Consider the following 16471-nt stretch of genomic DNA (forward strand, 5'->3'; position numbering starts at 1 on the left):
CCCCCCCCCCCCACCCCCCCCACCCGCCCCGCCCCCCCCACCCCCGCCGGCGCCGCGGTCGCGCGTGGTGGGGTGGGTAGCCGCCTCTGTTGCGCTTCCCCGGGCCGCAGGCCCCCCCCCCCGGCCGGTGCACCCAGTGCACCGGCGTCCGGCGATGTGAATGAACGGGGTGGATGAGATGGGAAGCAGAACATCAGCGGCTGCCTGCCGGAAGGCCCGCGCTGTACTTCCGGATATCCGGGCTCAAGCTGCCGGGACGGACGACTCCGCCCGGTTCCCGGAGGAGGCTGTCGGGCTCTTGCGGGCGAACGGCCTGATGGGACTTCTCGTACCCGAGGAGTACGGCGGACTGGGAGGAGATCTCGGCGACCTCGTGGCCGTGGCGGGCCTGCTGGCGTCGGGCTGCTCCTCGACGGCGATGATCTGGGCGATGCACTGCCAGCAGGTCGACTGCATCGTGCGCTTCGGCTCGGCGCGGCTGCGGGACGAGCTGCTTCCGCGGCTGGCGTCGGGAGAGGTGTACCTCGCGTCGGTGACCACCGAGCCGGGCAAGGGCGGACACCTGCTCAGCGGGCGAGCCGCCCTGAACGGGGCGGGGGAGCAGCTGGGATTCGAGCGTGAGGCGCCGATCGTCACCGGCGGCGCCCATGCCGAGGGATTCCTGGTGACCATGCGCGAGTCGCCCGACGCCGGCGACCACCGGGTCACCCTGTGCTACGCCGACCGGCACCAGCTTTCCGTGGCCCCCTCGGGCGCCTGGAACACCTTGGGGATGCGGGGTACCGAGAGCCGGGGGATGAAGCTGGCGGGTACGGTGCCTGCCTGGCAGGTCGTGGGGAGTCCGGGCGACTTCAGGACCGTCGCCGTGGAGAGCATGATCCCGGCCGGACACCTGGCGTGGTCCGCAGTGTGGCTCGGCACCGCGCGAAGCGCGCTCTCCGGCGTGCTGGGCATGGTTCGGGCCCGGGGCGCCGGCCGTCTGACCGACCTGGTGTCCGAGCGGATCGCACGGGCCAGGATCGATGTCGAACTCGTCGCCTCCTATCTCGGCACGGTCCGGGACGAGATCCTGGCACGTCGGCGAGAGGGGTCGTCACTGAGCGGGACGGCGACCCAGATCCATCTCAACAATCTCAAAGTCGTCTCCTCGGAACTGACGTTCAGGGCCGCGGATCGCCTGCTCCAGATCGCCGGGCTGTTCGAGGGCTACAGCCGGGATGCCGGAATCCCTCTTGAGCGGAACTTCCGCGATCTCCGGTCGGCGCGCCTGAATTTCAACAACGACCGCCTGCTCACCATGAACGGGGCGCTCGCGCTACTCGATCGCGATGTCACCGTCCTGCCCGCTGACCTGATATCCGTCATCGACTCGACCGTTGACGACGAGGACGGTCCGCGATGACTTGGCCGGCGGAATTCGAGGAAATTCTCCGTCGGCACCTGCCGATGGCCGACGGACCGGTCTCGGCAGACGAATTGCTGGCGGACCTGGGTCTGGACTCCCTTGCCATGGTGAATCTGGTGATGGATCTGGAGGAAGGGATGGGCATCTCCGTGCCGGACGAGCGGCTCGTTTCCGAAACGTTCAAAACGGCAGGTGCGGTCTGGGCGGCCGTCGCCGACCTGCCGGTCAATTCAGATGCGAGCGGAGGGCACCATCATGCCTGAATCCCTGTTCAAGCGGGAAGCTAATTCGGCTTCGGCCGTGAATGACTCGGTACTCACCGAGTGCCGTGATCAGGTCATCGCCTCGCTGACCCGATACACGGAGCACGGGCCGACCACCGGCACGACCTGCTACGTCTGGCCGTCATCGGAGTGTCCGGTCGGCTGCGGGCACTGCAACTACGCCGCACCGATGTCCCTAAATCGGTTAAGCAGGTACAGCGTCGCCCGGGATCCGGCTCCGGTCCTGAAGCTGATGAACGGCATGGGACTGTGGAAGGCCGTGCTGTCCGGTGGTGGCGAGCCCATGGTCGAGCCGGAGTTCTGCGAGCGGTTCGTCCATGAGGTCGACTCACCCGGTCTTGAGGAGATCGAGCTCATCACCAGCGCGCATTTCGCCGCGGACGAGGACGAGACCGGTCGGCGGGTGCGCAGCCTGGTGGACGCATGGCGCACCCGGCCCGCGCACCTGGCCAGGGCGAACTTCACCATCCGCATCAGTCTCGACTGGTTCCACGCCCAGCGGATCGGCGTCGAGCCGGCAGCCAGGGTCATCCGCCTGCTCGGTGAGGACGGCCTACGGGACGTCGGCTGCTACGTCAGATCCGTTCTTCTCGACGGTGATTCGACCACCGAGAAGCTCGCGGCGGCGCTCGGCGGAGAGCTCACCGAGATGGACGACTACCAGCGGAGGATTCATCTGCCGGACGGGCGGACAGTCCTCGTCTATTTCAAGAACCTGATCGTCGAAGGCCGGATGAACCAACGGAAGCTGTCCCGGTTGCCGGTCAGCCTTCCCGAGCAGTCCCTGGCCGAGGTGTTCGGCCGGCGGTTCGAGACCGAGCAGGGCAAGAGTGTGCCGGCTCGCACCTACAACGGCCCGCAGGTCCGCCACTTGGAGGGGCTGGCGTGCCTCATCGAGGACGACGGAAGGGTTCGCATCCTGGAAGGAAACGACCCGCACCGATGCCCCAACGTCCGTCGGACGGACGACTGGGAACAGGCCATCGAGTACCTCTACGCCGATCCGCTGACGGTGTACCTGGTCGACAACGGCCCCCAGGACCTGGCGAGGCTCCTGGCCGACGAGTTCCCGGACTCGCTCCGGATGGCCGCCGACACCAACCAGCTCTACCACCTGACCGAGCTCCTTCTGGCCGAACCCGACCGGCGTCTCTACGCGACCCTGCGCGCACTGGAGATCCACCTGGCCGAGGGAAGGGTCACGGCCGATCGCGAGACGGTCGAGCGCGCCTGGGCGTTGTTCTCGGCACGCTCCGAGCAGCGTCCCCCCGGAACCGGGCGGGATTGACATGCGCAACGGAACTCCACCGAACGCCGTCCTGGTCACCGGACCGCCGGGCGCCGGAAAGTCGACGGCGCTGATGGCACTCGACGACCGGCACCCCGATCTGGCCCGCTTCGGCGTGCGTGACTACGGGCTCCGGCTCGCGGCGGCCGGCCACCCGCTCGGCACGCGGATGCGCGAGACCCTGCTGCGTCAGGAACTGCTCCCCGACGAGCTCGTGCGGTTGGAGTTCGCCCACTTCCTCGACCACCTGCCGGCCGCCGTGCGGGTCGTGGCAGTGGAGGGCTACCCCCGCGATCTTCCGCAATGCGACGACCTGCTGCGCACCGCTGCCGACCGGGACGTGCGGGTGACCGGATTCGCCGTCGTGACCGTGCCGGACGGCACGGCACGCACCCGGGTGGCGAACCGCCGTCTCTGTGTGGAGTGCGGAGCGACGACGGACGACCCCGCCTGCCCTGGTTGCGGCGGCGGCGTGATGCGTCGCCGAGACGACGCCGCAGCCAGTTTCGAACGGCGTCTGGCCGACTACCACCGCATCATCGGCGACCTGCGCGCCTATTTCGCCGAGCGATCGCTCCTGCGCGAGGTCGATGGAACGCGCCCGTCGGACGAGGTCCGTGCCGCGCTGTGGGAATCGCTGGACACCGTGGATGCCGTGGACGCCGACGTGCCCGACTCGACCGATGATCTGACCGATGATCTGGAGGACTGACCGATGGGCTCGGGTACCGACATGATGGCCCTGCGCAGATCCGCGCTGAGTTCGCTGGCGGACCAACCGCCCGACCAACCGCCCGACCAGCCGCCGCTGGAGCGCCGGGCGCCGTTCGCGGGATGGGAGATCGTCCTGGGCGAGGACCTCCCCGCTCCGGTCCATCCGGAGGCGGTCGGCGCGGAGCTCGCGTCCGCGCTCGTGGACCTGCTGTCCAGGAGCGGCGACCCGGCCGGTCCGGGGGCCGCCTTGGTGAGCGGTGTCCCGCGCCACTTCACGCTGGAACAGGCGCGGACCTACCACCAAGCGCTCTTCCGCGCCGTGTGGGAGGTGTTCCGGCGCCGAACCGCCCGCGGAGGCGAGGAGAGCGACTTCCGGATCAAGGTCGGTACCATCTCGGACGGTGCCATCCCGATCGAGCTCTACGGCACCAGCTGGAGCTTCAAGCGCTTCCACACCGACTGCGATGCGCTGCTCTTCTCGCACCTGTACGGTCCGGTCACCGGCTTCACCGGTGGTGAGCTGCAACTCATCGACATGCGTCCGTACCTGCGTCAGCGTTCGCTGCGCTTCGACGAGGTCTTCGAGTGGTCCGACGAACTCACCGACGGCCGCAAGCCCGTGCTGCGGGCCGACCACTGCGAGTCGGCGTTGGCCGAGTGCGGAACGACCGTCGGGGCGCTGGGGCCCGATCGGATCGTCTTCGTGAACAACCTGCCGACCGCCGGAGTCCTCCACGGGGTGACGCCGGTGGCGATGACGGATCCGGAGGGCTTCCACCGGGAGTACCACCGATGCAGCGTAAAGGACCTCCGACTGTGCTGAGCAGCTTTCCCGGGCGGCGGACCGCCATCATCGCGACACTCGGCCCGGTCAGCGGGACGCGGCCCTGCCTGGAGAACGTCCTGCGGGCGGGTGTGGACGTCGTCCGTCTGAGCATGGGCAACGGCACCCGCGAGCAGCATGCGGCCGCCGTGCGCGACATCCGCGAGGTGTCGGCCGACATCGGCCGGCGGGTCCTTCTGCTCGCCGACCTCCAGGGGAGGAAGAACCGGCTCGGGGCGCTCCCGGACGGCCAGGCGCAGTGGCAACCGGGCGAGGTCGTCACGCTGTGTGCCAAGCCGGTCGAGGCGGCGTCCCATCGCACCTGGACCACGCATCCGTGGCAGCCGGAGCGGCTCCGCCCTGGCGCCGAGGTGCTGATCGACGACGGTGCGATCGTCCTGGCCGTGACGGCGGCATCCGCGTCCGAGCTGCGGTGCACGGTCGTCCAGGGCGGTCCGGTGACGTCGGGCCGCGGCGTCACGATCCCGGGGGCGACCACCGTCCCCGCCGGGCTCTGCGAACGGGACGCCGACGACCTGGAGTTCGCCCGAGCACTCGGCGTCGACCTGGTGGCGCTCTCCTTCGCCGCCTCCGCCGACGACTACGCGGCGGTCCACGCGATCGCGCCCGACCAGCTGGTCATCGGCAAGGTCGAGCACCCTGACGCCCTGGCTTCGCTGCCGTCACTGGTCTCGGCCTTCGACGGTCTGATGGTGGCGCGCGGAGATCTGGCCGTCGAGATCCCGTTCGAGGACGTCCCGATGGCGCAGAAGCGGATCGTGGCGGAGTGCGCCGGCCGGGGCAGGCTCTCCGTGGTCGCCACCCAGCTCCTGCACTCGATGCGCCGGAGCACCCTGCCCACCCGGGCCGAGGTGTCGGACATCGCCAATGCGGTCATCGACGGGGCCGACGCGCTCATGGTGACCGGCGAGACCGGCTACGGCCTGCATCCGGTACGCGTGGTCGAGGTCCTGCACAGGGTCATCGTCCGAGCCGAGCGCTACCGGGACGAGATCAGCGAGGCATCCGACCGCGCCGTCGCGGGTGGTCGAACCAACCCGGACACGCACGGAGGAGAGCAGTGACCGACAGCCCGATCGACGACTCCCTGACGCACGGCTGCCTGGAAGACCTGTCACCGGAGGCGAGGCTGCTGCTGGCGCTCGCCCGTCCGCGGTTGGAGCCGGCGCAGCAGCAACGGATCTTCCGCTTCCTGACGGCCAACGGCCAGGACCTCGACTGGGGGCTGCTGGTCGACCAGGCGTGCCGGCACGGGGTCCTGCCGCTCATCGGGCGCAATCTCCTGACGTACCGCCTGGTCCACTCCGCGGACGGGCGCAGCCTGGCTCCTTACCGCTGGATCTACGCGTACGCCTACGAGGGGAACCGGCGACGCAACCACGCGCTCGCCGACGAGTACGCCAAGGTGATCCGGGGCCTGAACGCCGGCGGTCTCGACTACGCGATCCGCAAGGGACCGGTGCTCACCGAGGGCGTCTACGGCGATGTGGGACTGCGCCGGATGGGCGACCTCGACGTGCTGCTGAGCAGGGACTCGCTGCCGGAGTTCACCTCGATCGTCGAAGGGCTGGGCTACCGGCAGGGCCATCTCTCGGGCAACGCCGAGCTGGTGGTGCCCTTCGACCGGCGGACGCAGATGGTGTGGAAGGTCAGCCTGGCCAATTCGACGCTTCCCTACCTCAAGCCGGCCCAACGTGACGACGTCGAGGTGTTCGTGCTGGATCCGTGCTTCAACGTGTTCCAGCCCGGTTCCGGGGCGGTGGTCGATCCCGCCGAGATCCTGGCCCGCGCGGTCGACGCCGTGCTCTTCGGCGAGGCGAGCCGCAAGCTCGATGCCGTGGACCAGTTCATCGACGTCTGCGTCCAACTGCACGTCGAGGCGACGACGCTGATGTACATCGAGATCGGCAAGGACCTGACGATCCTCAAGTTCCTCGATCTCGTCCAGTTGCTGCACCGGCTGTCCGGCGAACAGCTGGAAACCCTGGTGTCCCGGGTCCGGCGGTACGGCTGTGTGGACAGCGTCCGCTACGCGCTGCACCACACCGGGCAGGTGTTCCCCGACGGGGTTCCGCCGGCGCTGACCGCGGAGTTCGGGCCGGCCGATCCGGATCTGCTGGAGACGTACGGCGTACTGGACGGCCGGCCCGACCGCTGGGAACAGGGCTTCGCGGATCGGTTGTTCAACCCCAGGAGGTCGCGGACGCCGAAGGCGCGAAGCACCGTGCCGGGCCCACGGGCCGTGGTGTGACGCGGCTCGGGGACGGGACGGTGCGGGGATGCCGATGACGACGCGCGCTGCGAGGCGACCACCACCGCCGCCGGCCGAGACGCCGCCGCCGGTGCCCGGCGGACGGGCCCGAGCCCGCTCGTTGGCCGCCCTCGTCCGGAACGGCTTGCGACCGTACCGACGCGAACTCGTGTCCCTGATGGCCCTGCAGCTCGTGCAGACGGTCGCCCTGCTCTACCTGCCGAGGCTGAGCGCCGACATCATCGACGACGGCGCGCTCGGTGCCGACCCGGCCTTCGTCCTGCGGCGGGGAGGCCTCATGCTCGTCGTCTCCCTCCTCCAGGTCGGCTGCGCGTTGGGCGCCGTCGGGCTGGGCGCGCGGATCGCGATGGCGGTCGGCCGCGACATCAGGGCGGAGGTCTTCCAGCGGGTGCAGGGCTTCTCCTCCCGTGAGGTCGGCAACTTCGGTACGGCGTCGCTCATCACCCGTACCACCAACGACGTCCAGCAGGTCCAGAACCTGGTGTCGGCGGCACTGACCGGCCTCGTCGCCGCACCGATCACGGCCGTCGGCGGTGTCGTGCTCGCTCTCGGACAGGACGTGCCGATGGCCTCGGCCCTGTTCGCCGTGGTCCCGCTGCTCGGTCTGCCCGTGGCCCTGGTCGTGCGCCGACTGCGGCCGCACTTCGCCGGCATGCAGCGGGGGATGGACGTGGTGAACCGGGTTCTGCGGGAGCAGGTCACCGGAATCCGGGTGATCCGCGCGTTCGCGCGGGACGAGTTCGAGCGGCAGCGGTTCACCCGGGCCAACACGGAGCTCACCCACCACTCGGTGCGGGCCGGCCTGTTGACGTCCTCGATGTTTCCACTGGCGGCGACGCTGGTGAACCTGTTCGGCGTGGTGCTGCTCTGGCTGGGGGCGTACCGGATCCGGGACGGCGGCCTCCAGGTCGGCGCACTCACCGCCTTCCTCGGGTACTTGACGCTCATCCTGGTCGCCGTGATCACCGCCACCTTCACGCTCATGGCGGTACCACGGGCCGAGATCTGCGCCGCACGCATTGCCGAGGTCCTCACCACCGAGTCCAGTGTCCGGCCGGCCGGGCAGCCCCTCCACGCCCAGCCGCGGCCGGGACACCTTGAGCTGCGCGGCGTCTCCTTCCGCTACGCGGGCGCCCAGGAGGCCGTTCTGCGCGACGTGGACCTCACCGCGGCGCCGGGCGAGACGACGGCCGTCGTGGGATCGACCGGCAGCGGGAAGAGCACACTGCTCGGGCTCGTGCCGCGACTCGCCGACGCGACGGCCGGTCAGGTGCGCGTGGGGGGCGAGGACGTACGGGACCTGGACCAGTCGGTGCTGCGTCGTTCGGTCGGTCTCGTACCGCAGAACGCCTCGCTGGTCTCCGGTTCGATCGCTTCGAATCTGCGCTTCGGACGGCCCGACGCCACGGACGAGGAGCTCTGGAACGCACTCGCGGTCGCGCAGGCGAAGGAGTTCGTCGAGGCGCTGGACGAGGGCCTCGACACACCGGTCGCGCAGGGCGGCACCAACTTCTCCGGTGGGCAGCGACAACGGCTCGCGATCGCCAGGGTGCTGGTGCACCGTCCGCAGATCTATCTGTTCGACGACGCGTTCTCGGCGCTCGACTCCACCACCGAGGCGCGGCTGCGCGCGGCCCTGGCCGTGGAGGCCGCTGGCGCCGCGGTCGTCGTGGTGGCACAGCGGATGGCAACCGTGCGGCACGCGGACCGCATCGTCGTCCTGGATGCCGGGGCGGTGGTCGGTGCCGGGACTCACGACGCGTTGCTGGCCTCGAATCCGGTGTACCGCGAGATCGTCGCATCCCAGCTGGACGAGGAGCGGACGACGTGAGCGCCGGACGGTCGAAGAGGGCCCGGACCGGGTCGGGTACGCCCACGGGCCCGCCGCGGGGCGAATTCCTGGCCACCGCGCGTCGGTTGCTGGAACTGGTGGGCCTTCAAAGGCCGTTCGTGCTGATGCTCGTCCTCGGGCTCGCGAGCATCACGCTGAACGTGGCCGGACCCCTGCTGTTGGGGCGCGCCACCGACCTGATCGTGGCGATGGCAACGGCGCCGCGGCCGTCGGGCTCCGGCCCGGGGCAGGGCGGCGGCGGCCTCGCCCCCGTGGCCGGGGTCCTCTCGCTCGCACTCGGTGTGTACGGCCTCTCCGGGCTCTGCTGGGTACTGCAGGGCCGACAGGCGACCAAGGCCATCCAGCGTTCCGCCTACCGGCTCCGTTCGGACGCCGAGGCGAAGTTGGCCCGGCTTCCGCTCGCCTACTTCGACACGCACCGGCGCGGCGAGGTCCTCAGCCGGATCACGCACGACGTCGACAACATCGTCCAGACCCTGCAGCAGACCCTCAGCCAGCTGACCAATTCGGTGCTGCTGATCCTGGGCCTGGTGGTGGTGATGCTCCGGCTGTCCCCACTGCTCGCGGTGATCGCCCTCATGGTGGTGCCGGCGGCGATGACGGCCACCGCGCTGCTCGGCCGACGGGCGCAACCCCGCCTCACCGAGCAGTGGAACGCGATGGGCCGGCTGAACGCCCACGTCGAGGAGATGTACGCCAGCCACACCCTGGTCAAGGCGTTCGACCAGGGCGAGCGGTCGGCGGCAGTCTTCCGGGAGCACAACGAGGCCGTGTTCAGATCCGCCTACCAGGCACAGCTGTTCAGCGGAAGCAGCCAGCCGGTGATGACCTTCGTGAACAACCTGGGCTATGTCGTGGTCGCCGTGGTCGGCTGCCTGCGGGTGATCTCCGGAACGATGTCGATCGGCGACGTCCAGGCGTTCATCCAGTACGCGCGGCAGCTCAGCGGACCACTGACCCAGGTGACCAGCCTCGCCGGGGTGGTGCAGTCGGGCGTCGTCTCGGCCGGCCGGGTCTTCGAGCTGCTGGACGCCGTCGAGGAGACGCCGGACGCCGTCGAACGAGGGCAAGTCGTGGGTCGGGGTCTGATCCGCTTCGAGTCGGTCGGCTTCAGGTACGAGCCGAAGAGCCCGCTGATCGAGGACTTCTCGCTGACGGTCGAGCCCGGGAGGACGATCGCCGTGGTCGGGCCCACGGGCGCCGGCAAGACGACCCTGGTCAACCTGCTGCTGCGCTTCTACGACGTCACCGGAGGGCGGATCACGCTCAACGGAGTCGACCTCAGGGAGCTGCAGCGCGCCACTCTGCGGCGTCACATCGGTGCGGTGCTCCAGGACACCTGGCTCTTCGAAGGATCGATCGCGGACAACATCGGGTACGGCCGGGAGGGCGCCACCCGGGAGCAGATAGAGCTGGCTGCCAGGTCCGCCCACGCGGACCACTTCATCCGCACGCTGCCGGACGGGTACGACACCGTACTCGACGGCGAGAACGCCGGGATCAGCGCGGGGGAGAGCCAGTTGATCACCATCGCCCGGGCGTTCCTGGCCGACCCGGCGATCCTGGTGCTCGACGAGGCCACGAGCGCGGTGGACACGCGGACCGAGCTGCTGGTCCGACGGGCCATGGCGCGGCTGAGCGAGGGGCGCACCTGCTTCGTGATCGCCCACAGACTGTCCACGGTGCGCGACGCGGACGCCATTCTCGTCCTGCAGAACGGCTCGATCGTGGAACAGGGACGGCACCCGGAGCTGCTCGCCGCCGGTGGCGCGTACGCCCGTCTGTACCGGGCGCAGTTCGCCCAGCCGGGCGCGGACCTTCCCCGGTAGGGCGGTTCCGGTGGATCGTGGCGGACCCGCAGGGATCCACCGGACGAGCCCTGGCCCTGGACCAAGGACATGACGCGACAGCTGGTCGCCGGTCGCTCCCGGCCCGCGTCGCACCCGCGTTGAACGGAGGAGGACATCCATGGAGCACCCCGTCGACACCGGCGTCCCAGCATGCCGGTCTCGAAGCGCCGGACTGCACCGGCTGCCGATGCTCGCCGACGAGGCGCCGTCGGCGGTCCGCCGTGCTCTGAGGGGGACCGAGCGCGCGGGCCGGGGCGGGGAAACGAGGACCGTCTGGGCCCGCGTCAGTGAGCTGGCGGCCGAGGACGCGGGCCGCGTCGCCGTGGTGGCGGATTCGGAGGAGATCACCTACCACCACCTGTGCGTCCGGGTCCGTCAGATCCGTGCAGCCCTCCTCGGCGAAGGGTGCGGCTCCGCCGACCGGATCGCCGTCGCCGGCCCCCGGGGCGCGGACACCGTCGCCGTGTTCCTGGCCGTCGAGAGCCTGGGTGCGACGTACGTGCCGATCGATCCCGGGTGGCCCGAGGCCCGGCTGGCGGAGGTGCTGGAGAACGCCCGGCCCCGATGCCTGTTCCTGCTCGACGCCCTGTCGGGGGCGGCCGGGAGTCCGCTCCGCGCGGCGGCGGCCGAGGCCTCCATCGCGGTGCTGACGCCACCGGGGTCCACAGCCGAGGCGCCATTGTTCGCGCCGTCGTTCGCGCTGTCGACCGAACCGCCGGACGACGAGGCGCGCTATGTCATCCACACCTCCGGAACCACCGGCCGGCCGAAGGGCGCGGTGGTGGAGCAGCTCGGGATGATGAACCACCTCCGGTCGATGGTCGGCGCGCTGCGGCTGACAGCAGCGGACCGGGTCGCCTTCACCGCGCCGCCGGTCCACGTCATCTCCGTCTGGCAGATGCTCGCCGTCCTGCTCGTGGGCGGGTCCGTCGTGGTGGTTCCCGAGGCGGACCTCCGGTTCGCCCGCCGCCTCGTGGGCTACGCCGAGAGCCGGGGGATCACCGTGATGGAGCTGGTCCCCACCGTGGTCGGCTGGATCGTGCGGGACGCGCAGGCGGCCCGCCGCTCCGGCCCGACCCTGCCCGACCTGCGATGCCTCGTCTCGACGGGTGAGCGGCTCGACCCCGGGCTGGCGGCGGCGCTCCTACGAGCGCTTCCGCGGACCGACCTCCTCAACGCCTACGGGGCGAGCGAGTGCTCCGACGACGTCGCGCTCCACCACGTGAGGCCGGCGGACCTGGCCCTGCCGCAGCTTCCGGCCGGTGGCCCCCTACCCGGCATAGCCCTCTATCTGCTGGTCAGGGAAGACGGCGGATGGAGGGCGGCAGAGCCCGGCGAAGCAGGAGAGCTGTGGGTGGGCGGGTGCGCTGTGGGGGCGGGCTACGTCAACGACCCGGAGCTCACCGGTGCATCGTTCTTCGTCGACGAGTTCGACCCCCGCTCACCCACCGGCAGGCTCTACCGCACGGGGGACACGGCCTACTTCGCCGATGGGCTGGTCCACTGCACCGGGCGCGTCGACCGGCAGGTCAAGCTCGCCGGCGTCCGCGTCGAGCTGGACGAGGTGGAGGCCGCCGTCTCCGGAATACCCGGTGTGACGGAGTGCGCGGTGGTCGCGGAGGGCGCCGGAGGCGAGGTACGGCTCGTCGCCTACTACGCGGCGGAGCCGGGGACGCTTCAGGACGACCTGTTCGCATCGCTGCGGTCGAGCCTGCCGAATCCGATGCTTCCGCGGCGCTGGGTACGGCTGCCGGGCCTCCCCCGGAACGGGAACGGCAAGGTCGACTACCGCTCGCTCCACCAGCCGTCCGGGTAGCGGCGGCGCAAGCGTGCGGCCACCAGGTCGTGACACCGCCGTGAGCCCGCTCACCGGCAGGCCTCGCCCGTGGTGGTGCCGGAGACGGATCCGGGCCAGTGGTTGGTCCGGCTCAGGTCGCAGATGCGGTCGGCGGTTCGGTCCGCGTCCGTGGGCCACAGCCGTGCTCCGTCGCCGGCGGCGGTGAGGAGCGTGCTCTGGTCGGGGCTGAAGGCGGCCGTGTGCACGGCTCTGGTGTGACCGACGAGCAGTGCCGTGACCTGCTGTGATGCCACGTCCCACAGGCACACCGTGCCGCTGGCGTCCGTGCTGGCCAGCGTGCGGCCGTCGGCGCTGAAGGTGACGGAGAAGACGGTGTTGACGTGGCCGGTGAGGGTGGCGACCGCCCGGCGCTGCGCCACGTCCCACAGGCGCACGGTGGCGTCGGAGCTGCCGGTGGCCAGGGTGCGGCCGTCGGGGGAGTAGGCCAGGGAGGCGATGGCGTTGGTGTTCTCGGACAGCACGGCGAGGGTGCGGTGCGTGGCCAGGTCCCACAGGCGCACCGTCCCGTCGTACCCGGCGGTGGCCAGCGTGCGGCCGTCGGGGGAGAAGACGGCCTTGGCGACCAGGCTGGTGTGCCCCTGGAGGACCGCTGTCGTCTGGTGGGTCGCCACGTCCCACAGGCGCACGGTCGTGTCGAGGCTGCTGGTGGCCAGGGTGCGGCCGTCGGGGGAGAAGGCGACGCTCGACACCTGGTCGGTGTGGCCTTCGAGGGTGGCCACCGGGCGGCCTGACGCGGCGTCCCACAGGCGCGCCGTGCGGTCGGAGCTCGCGGCGGCCAGCAGGAGGCCGTCCGGGGAGAACGCCAGGTGCATGATGCCCTGGCCGTGCGCCGCGAAGGTCACGGCGGGGCGCAGCGGAGCGGTGGTCCACGTGGTGACGGAGCCGTCGGTGTGGCCGATGGCGAGGGTCCGGCCGTCGGGGGCGTAGGTGGCGACGGTCGCGAGGGTGTCCAGGTCGTTCGTCGCGCTGAAGGTGGCGGCGATCTGGCGGCTCCTGAGGTCCCACGTGTGGACGATGTTGTCGGTGGCGGTGGTGGCCAGCTCGTTGCCGTCGGGGGAGAGCGCCAGCGCGGGGGCGGATGTGTTGGTCTCGTGGAGGGTGGCGGTCAGCCGGCGCTCGGCCACGTCCCACAGGGCGACCGTGTTGTCCTGGCCGATCGTGGTCAGGGTGCGGCCGTCGGCGGTGAACGCGGCCTGGCTCACCTCCTGCGTGTGCCCGTCGAGGACGGCCGTGGTGTCGTGCGACGCCACGTCCCACAGCCGCACGGCGCGGTCGGCGCCGGCGCTGGCCAGGGTGCGGCCGTCGGGGCTGAAGGCGACCGTGCCGACGGCGCCGGTGTGGCCGGTCAGGGTGGCGAGCTCGCGGTGGGTGGTGGTGTCCCACAGCTTCACGGTGTGGTCGGCGCCGCTGGTGGCCAGGGCGCGGCCGTCGGGCGCGTACGCCACCGCCCGTACGGCACCGGTGTGACCGGTGAGCGTCGTGAGGGCGCGCTGGGACGCCACGTCCCACAGCCGGGCGGTCTGGTCGTACCCGGCGGTGGCCAGGGTGCGGCCGTCGGGCGAGAACGCCGCCGAGGAGACGGCGCCGGTGTGGCCGGTGAGGATGCCCGTCGTGCGGTCGGAGGCGACGTCCCACAGCCGTACGGTGCGGTCGGCGCCGGCGCTGGCCAGGGTGCGGCCGTCGGGGCTGAAGGCGACGGTGTTGACGATGCCGGTGTGGCCGGTCAGGGTGGCGAGCATGCGGTGCGTGGTGGTGTCCCACAGCTTCACGGTGTGGTCGGCGCTGCCGGTGGCCAGGGTGCGGCCGTCGGGCGCGTACGCCACCGCCGTCACGGTGCCGGTGTGACCGGTGAACTGGTTGGAGGAGTAGGCGGCGTAGGCGCTCAGCAGGCTGCCGCGGGCCTCGGTGGTGCGGGCCGTCCGGTAGCCCTCCAGCGCGACCAGCGCCGCGGCCTCGGGCTGCGTTTCGAGGAGTTGCCTGGATTGGGCGGCCCGTTCGCGGGAGACCGCGACGCGGCGCTGCGCGTCGGACTGCTCCCTCTGGACGAACGCGGTCACCGCCAGCACCAGGGAGAGCACGGTCAGGACGGCCAGCGCCACGACCGTCCGGCGCCGGCGGCGGCCACGCTGGCCGTCCGCCGCGGTGCTGGCGTCCAGGAAGGCGGACTCCAGCCGGTTGAGCGCCGCGCCGCGGGTCCGGGACCAGCCCCAGGCGGTGGCGAGCTGCGCTCCCCGGTACAATGCGCCCGGGTCGCGCTGGAGTTCGTGCCAGGTCAGGGCGGCCTGGGTGAGCCGGCGGTGTGTCCGCAGGGCCTCGCGGTCGACGTCGAGCCAGTGGCGCAGCCGCGGCCAGGCGCGGATGACCGCTTCGTGGGCGACGTCGACGGTGCCGTCGGCCAGGACGATCAGGCGGGCGGCGGCGAGCCGGTGCAGGAGGTCGTCGACGGTCGCGGCGTCGGCGAGGCCGTCGAGTTCCTTCCGGGCCAGGCGGCGGCGGGTGTCCTCGGTGCCCTCGCCCGGGGCGGTGAGCCGGAGGAACAGCAGCCGCATGGCCTCCTGGTGGCCCGGCGGGAGAGCGGCGTACATGGCCTCGGCGGTCTGGGTGATGGCTCCCCGCATGCCGCCGGTGGCCCGGTAGTCGGCCAGCCGCAGGACGGCCCCGCGGTGCCTGGTCCAGGTCTCGCGCATCGCGTGGGCCACCAGCGGCAGCGCGCCGGGCTGGCCGGTGGCCTCCGCGAGGACGGCCTCCAGCAGGTCGGGGTCCACCACGACGCCCGCTCGGGCCGCGGGTTCGACGACGATGTCCCGCAGCTCGGCCCGGGTGGGTGCGCCGACCGGCAGTTGGGCGCCGGAGCGGAGGGCGGCGGCCAGGGCGGGGTGGGCGAGGCAGCGGTCGTAGAAGTCGGCGCGCACGCTGATGACGACCCGTACCCGGGCCTCGGCCGCGCCTACTCCGGCTGATCCGGCCCCGGCCGTCCCGTCGACGGCCGTGCGGTCGCCGGCCGTCCAGGCCAGGCAGGCCAGGACCGCCTCCCGCTCCCCGGCGTCCGCGCAGGTGGTGAAGAGCTCCTCGAACTGGTCGACGACGAGGACGACGCGCCGGTCGGCGGGCTGCGTGACCAGCCAGGTGTCCAACGCGATCCCCAGGGCCGCGGGCTCGTCGGCCAGCGCGCGGGACAGCGCCTCCGCGTCACCGCCCGTCAGGGCGCAGACCGCGAGGGCCAGCGCCCGTAACGGGTGGTCGCCGGGAACCAGCGGCGCGGTGTGCCAGGACTCGTCGAGCCGGGGGAGCAGCCCGGCCCGCAGCAGCGAGGACTTGCCGCTGCCGGAAGCGCCGACGACCGCCGTCAGCCGGTGGTCACCCACGTGCCGGACCAGGTGGCTCACCAGTTCCGAGCGGCCGAAGAAGATGTCGGCGTCCCCCGTGCCGAACGCGGCCAAGCCCAGGTACGGGCAGGGAGCGGGGTCGCCCCCGTCCGCGCGGTCCTCATCGCCGTCCTGCGCCGTGGCGGACGGCCCTTGGAGGGCACGGGAAGCCGCCAGCCAGCGGGCCTCCCACTCCGCCTTCTCCCCGCCGCACACCCGCGCGTAGGCGAGCACCACGGCCAGCGACGGCAGGCGCTCGCCCTTCGCCGCCTCCGCCAGCGTGCTGGCGGAGTAGTGCGACTCCTTCGCCAGTGCGCGGTAGCTCGGTGCGCCCGACCGGTCCCGCAACTGGCGAAGCTCCCAGGCGAGCCGCTCCACCGGACCGGCCTGCGGATCGACGAACCCCTCCGGTCTGCCCAGTCGGGCCTTGCGCTGTGTCCCGTTCGGCCGCGCGTCCACGTTCACCACCCCTGGCAGGCCCCTCCCGCCCCCTCACATCGTTGTCCGACTTGAATGTCCTGCCCAGAGGGCTCTTTCGGACAATGCGCCGCCGCTGCAGAGTTCTCGGCAACGGGGGGTTCGCCGGAACACCTCGTGGCGTTCGGGGGACGGGCCCGGGGGCGCCCCGTGGCACCCGGCCGCGCGGCGCAGGGGGCGGCGGCCGGGGGGGGGCCCCCCCCCCCCGCCCCCCCCGCGGGGCCCCCCCCCCCCCCGCCCCGCAGCACCCCCCCGGCGCCGC

General features: G+C 71.7%; 11 protein-coding genes. 10 read left to right on the forward strand and 1 reads right to left on the reverse strand.

Features of this window, described 5'->3' with window-relative positions:
* Positions 1–178: 178 nt before the first annotated feature.
* From ACFV6D_RS21655 to ACFV6D_RS21700, 10 genes are all read left to right on the forward strand, one after another.
* Positions 179–1402: an acyl-CoA dehydrogenase family protein gene (locus ACFV6D_RS21655; RefSeq protein WP_380560796.1), complete on the forward strand. Its 1224-nt coding sequence runs from the start codon at positions 179–181 to the stop codon at positions 1400–1402.
* Positions 1399–1668: an acyl carrier protein gene (locus ACFV6D_RS21660; protein ID WP_063352261.1), complete on the forward strand. Its 270-nt coding sequence runs from the start codon at positions 1399–1401 to the stop codon at positions 1666–1668. The genes ACFV6D_RS21655 and ACFV6D_RS21660 overlap by 4 nt, the downstream gene beginning before the upstream one ends.
* A complete protein-coding gene (locus ACFV6D_RS21665; RefSeq protein WP_380560797.1) occupies positions 1661–2977 on the forward strand; it encodes a hypothetical protein in 1317 nt (438 codons plus the stop codon). Before ACFV6D_RS21660 ends, ACFV6D_RS21665 begins: the two co-directional genes overlap by 8 nt.
* A gap of 1 nt (position 2978) precedes the next feature.
* Positions 2979–3689 carry an adenylate kinase family protein gene (locus tag ACFV6D_RS21670; protein ID WP_380560798.1) on the forward strand — a complete coding sequence of 237 codons (711 nt, stop codon included), beginning with the start codon at positions 2979–2981 and terminating at the stop codon, positions 3687–3689.
* Positions 3690–3692: 3 nt separating this feature from the next.
* The gene (locus ACFV6D_RS21675; protein WP_380560799.1) at positions 3693–4514 is read left to right on the forward strand and encodes a hypothetical protein; all 822 of its coding nucleotides are present in this window, start codon (positions 3693–3695) and stop codon (positions 4512–4514) included.
* Complete coding sequence (gene pyk / locus ACFV6D_RS21680; RefSeq protein ID WP_380560800.1) at positions 4508–5599, forward strand: pyruvate kinase; 1092 nt, start codon at positions 4508–4510, stop codon at positions 5597–5599. Before ACFV6D_RS21675 ends, pyk begins: the two co-directional genes overlap by 7 nt.
* A complete protein-coding gene (locus ACFV6D_RS21685) occupies positions 5596–6786 on the forward strand; it encodes a nucleotidyltransferase family protein (protein WP_380560801.1) in 1191 nt (396 codons plus the stop codon). Before pyk ends, ACFV6D_RS21685 begins: the two co-directional genes overlap by 4 nt.
* Positions 6787–6964: 178 nt before the next feature.
* On the forward strand, positions 6965–8638 hold the full coding sequence (locus ACFV6D_RS21690; RefSeq protein ID WP_380560802.1) for an ABC transporter ATP-binding protein: 1674 nt from the start codon (positions 6965–6967) through the stop codon (positions 8636–8638).
* 86 nt (positions 8639–8724) lie between these two features.
* Positions 8725–10488, forward strand: coding sequence for an ABC transporter ATP-binding protein (locus tag ACFV6D_RS21695; RefSeq protein WP_380560803.1), 1764 nt, complete (start codon positions 8725–8727; stop codon positions 10486–10488).
* Between the two features lie 139 nt (positions 10489–10627).
* Positions 10628–12325 carry an amino acid adenylation domain-containing protein gene (locus ACFV6D_RS21700; protein WP_380560804.1) on the forward strand — a complete coding sequence of 566 codons (1698 nt, stop codon included), beginning with the start codon at positions 10628–10630 and terminating at the stop codon, positions 12323–12325.
* Positions 12326–12375: 50 nt separating this feature from the next.
* Here ACFV6D_RS21700 and ACFV6D_RS21705 read toward each other — a convergent pair whose 3' ends face one another.
* Positions 12376–16191, reverse strand: a complete 3816-nt coding sequence (locus ACFV6D_RS21705; protein WP_380560805.1) for a cytochrome D1 domain-containing protein — start codon at positions 16189–16191, stop codon at positions 12376–12378.
* Positions 16192–16471: the final 280 nt, after the last annotated feature.

This window comes from Kitasatospora sp. NPDC059812 (assembly GCF_042732075.1).
GTDB lineage: Bacteria > Actinomycetota > Actinomycetes > Streptomycetales > Streptomycetaceae > Kitasatospora.

What these genes read in the sequence shown, in the direction of transcription:
- ACFV6D_RS21655 (WP_380560796.1), top strand. Translation starts at nt 179, where the DNA reads ATGGGAAGCAGAACATCAGCGGCTGCCTGCCGGAAGGCCCGCGCTGTA.
- ACFV6D_RS21660 (WP_063352261.1), top strand. Translation starts at nt 1,399, where the DNA reads ATGACTTGGCCGGCGGAATTCGAGGAAATTCTCCGTCGGCACCTGCCG.
- ACFV6D_RS21665 (WP_380560797.1), top strand. Translation starts at nt 1,661, where the DNA reads ATGCCTGAATCCCTGTTCAAGCGGGAAGCTAATTCGGCTTCGGCCGTG.
- ACFV6D_RS21670 (WP_380560798.1), top strand. Translation starts at nt 2,979, where the DNA reads ATGCGCAACGGAACTCCACCGAACGCCGTCCTGGTCACCGGACCGCCG.
- ACFV6D_RS21675 (WP_380560799.1), top strand. Translation starts at nt 3,693, where the DNA reads ATGGGCTCGGGTACCGACATGATGGCCCTGCGCAGATCCGCGCTGAGT.
- ACFV6D_RS21690 (WP_380560802.1), top strand. Translation starts at nt 6,965, where the DNA reads ATGGCCCTGCAGCTCGTGCAGACGGTCGCCCTGCTCTACCTGCCGAGG.
- ACFV6D_RS21700 (WP_380560804.1), top strand. Translation starts at nt 10,628, where the DNA reads ATGGAGCACCCCGTCGACACCGGCGTCCCAGCATGCCGGTCTCGAAGC.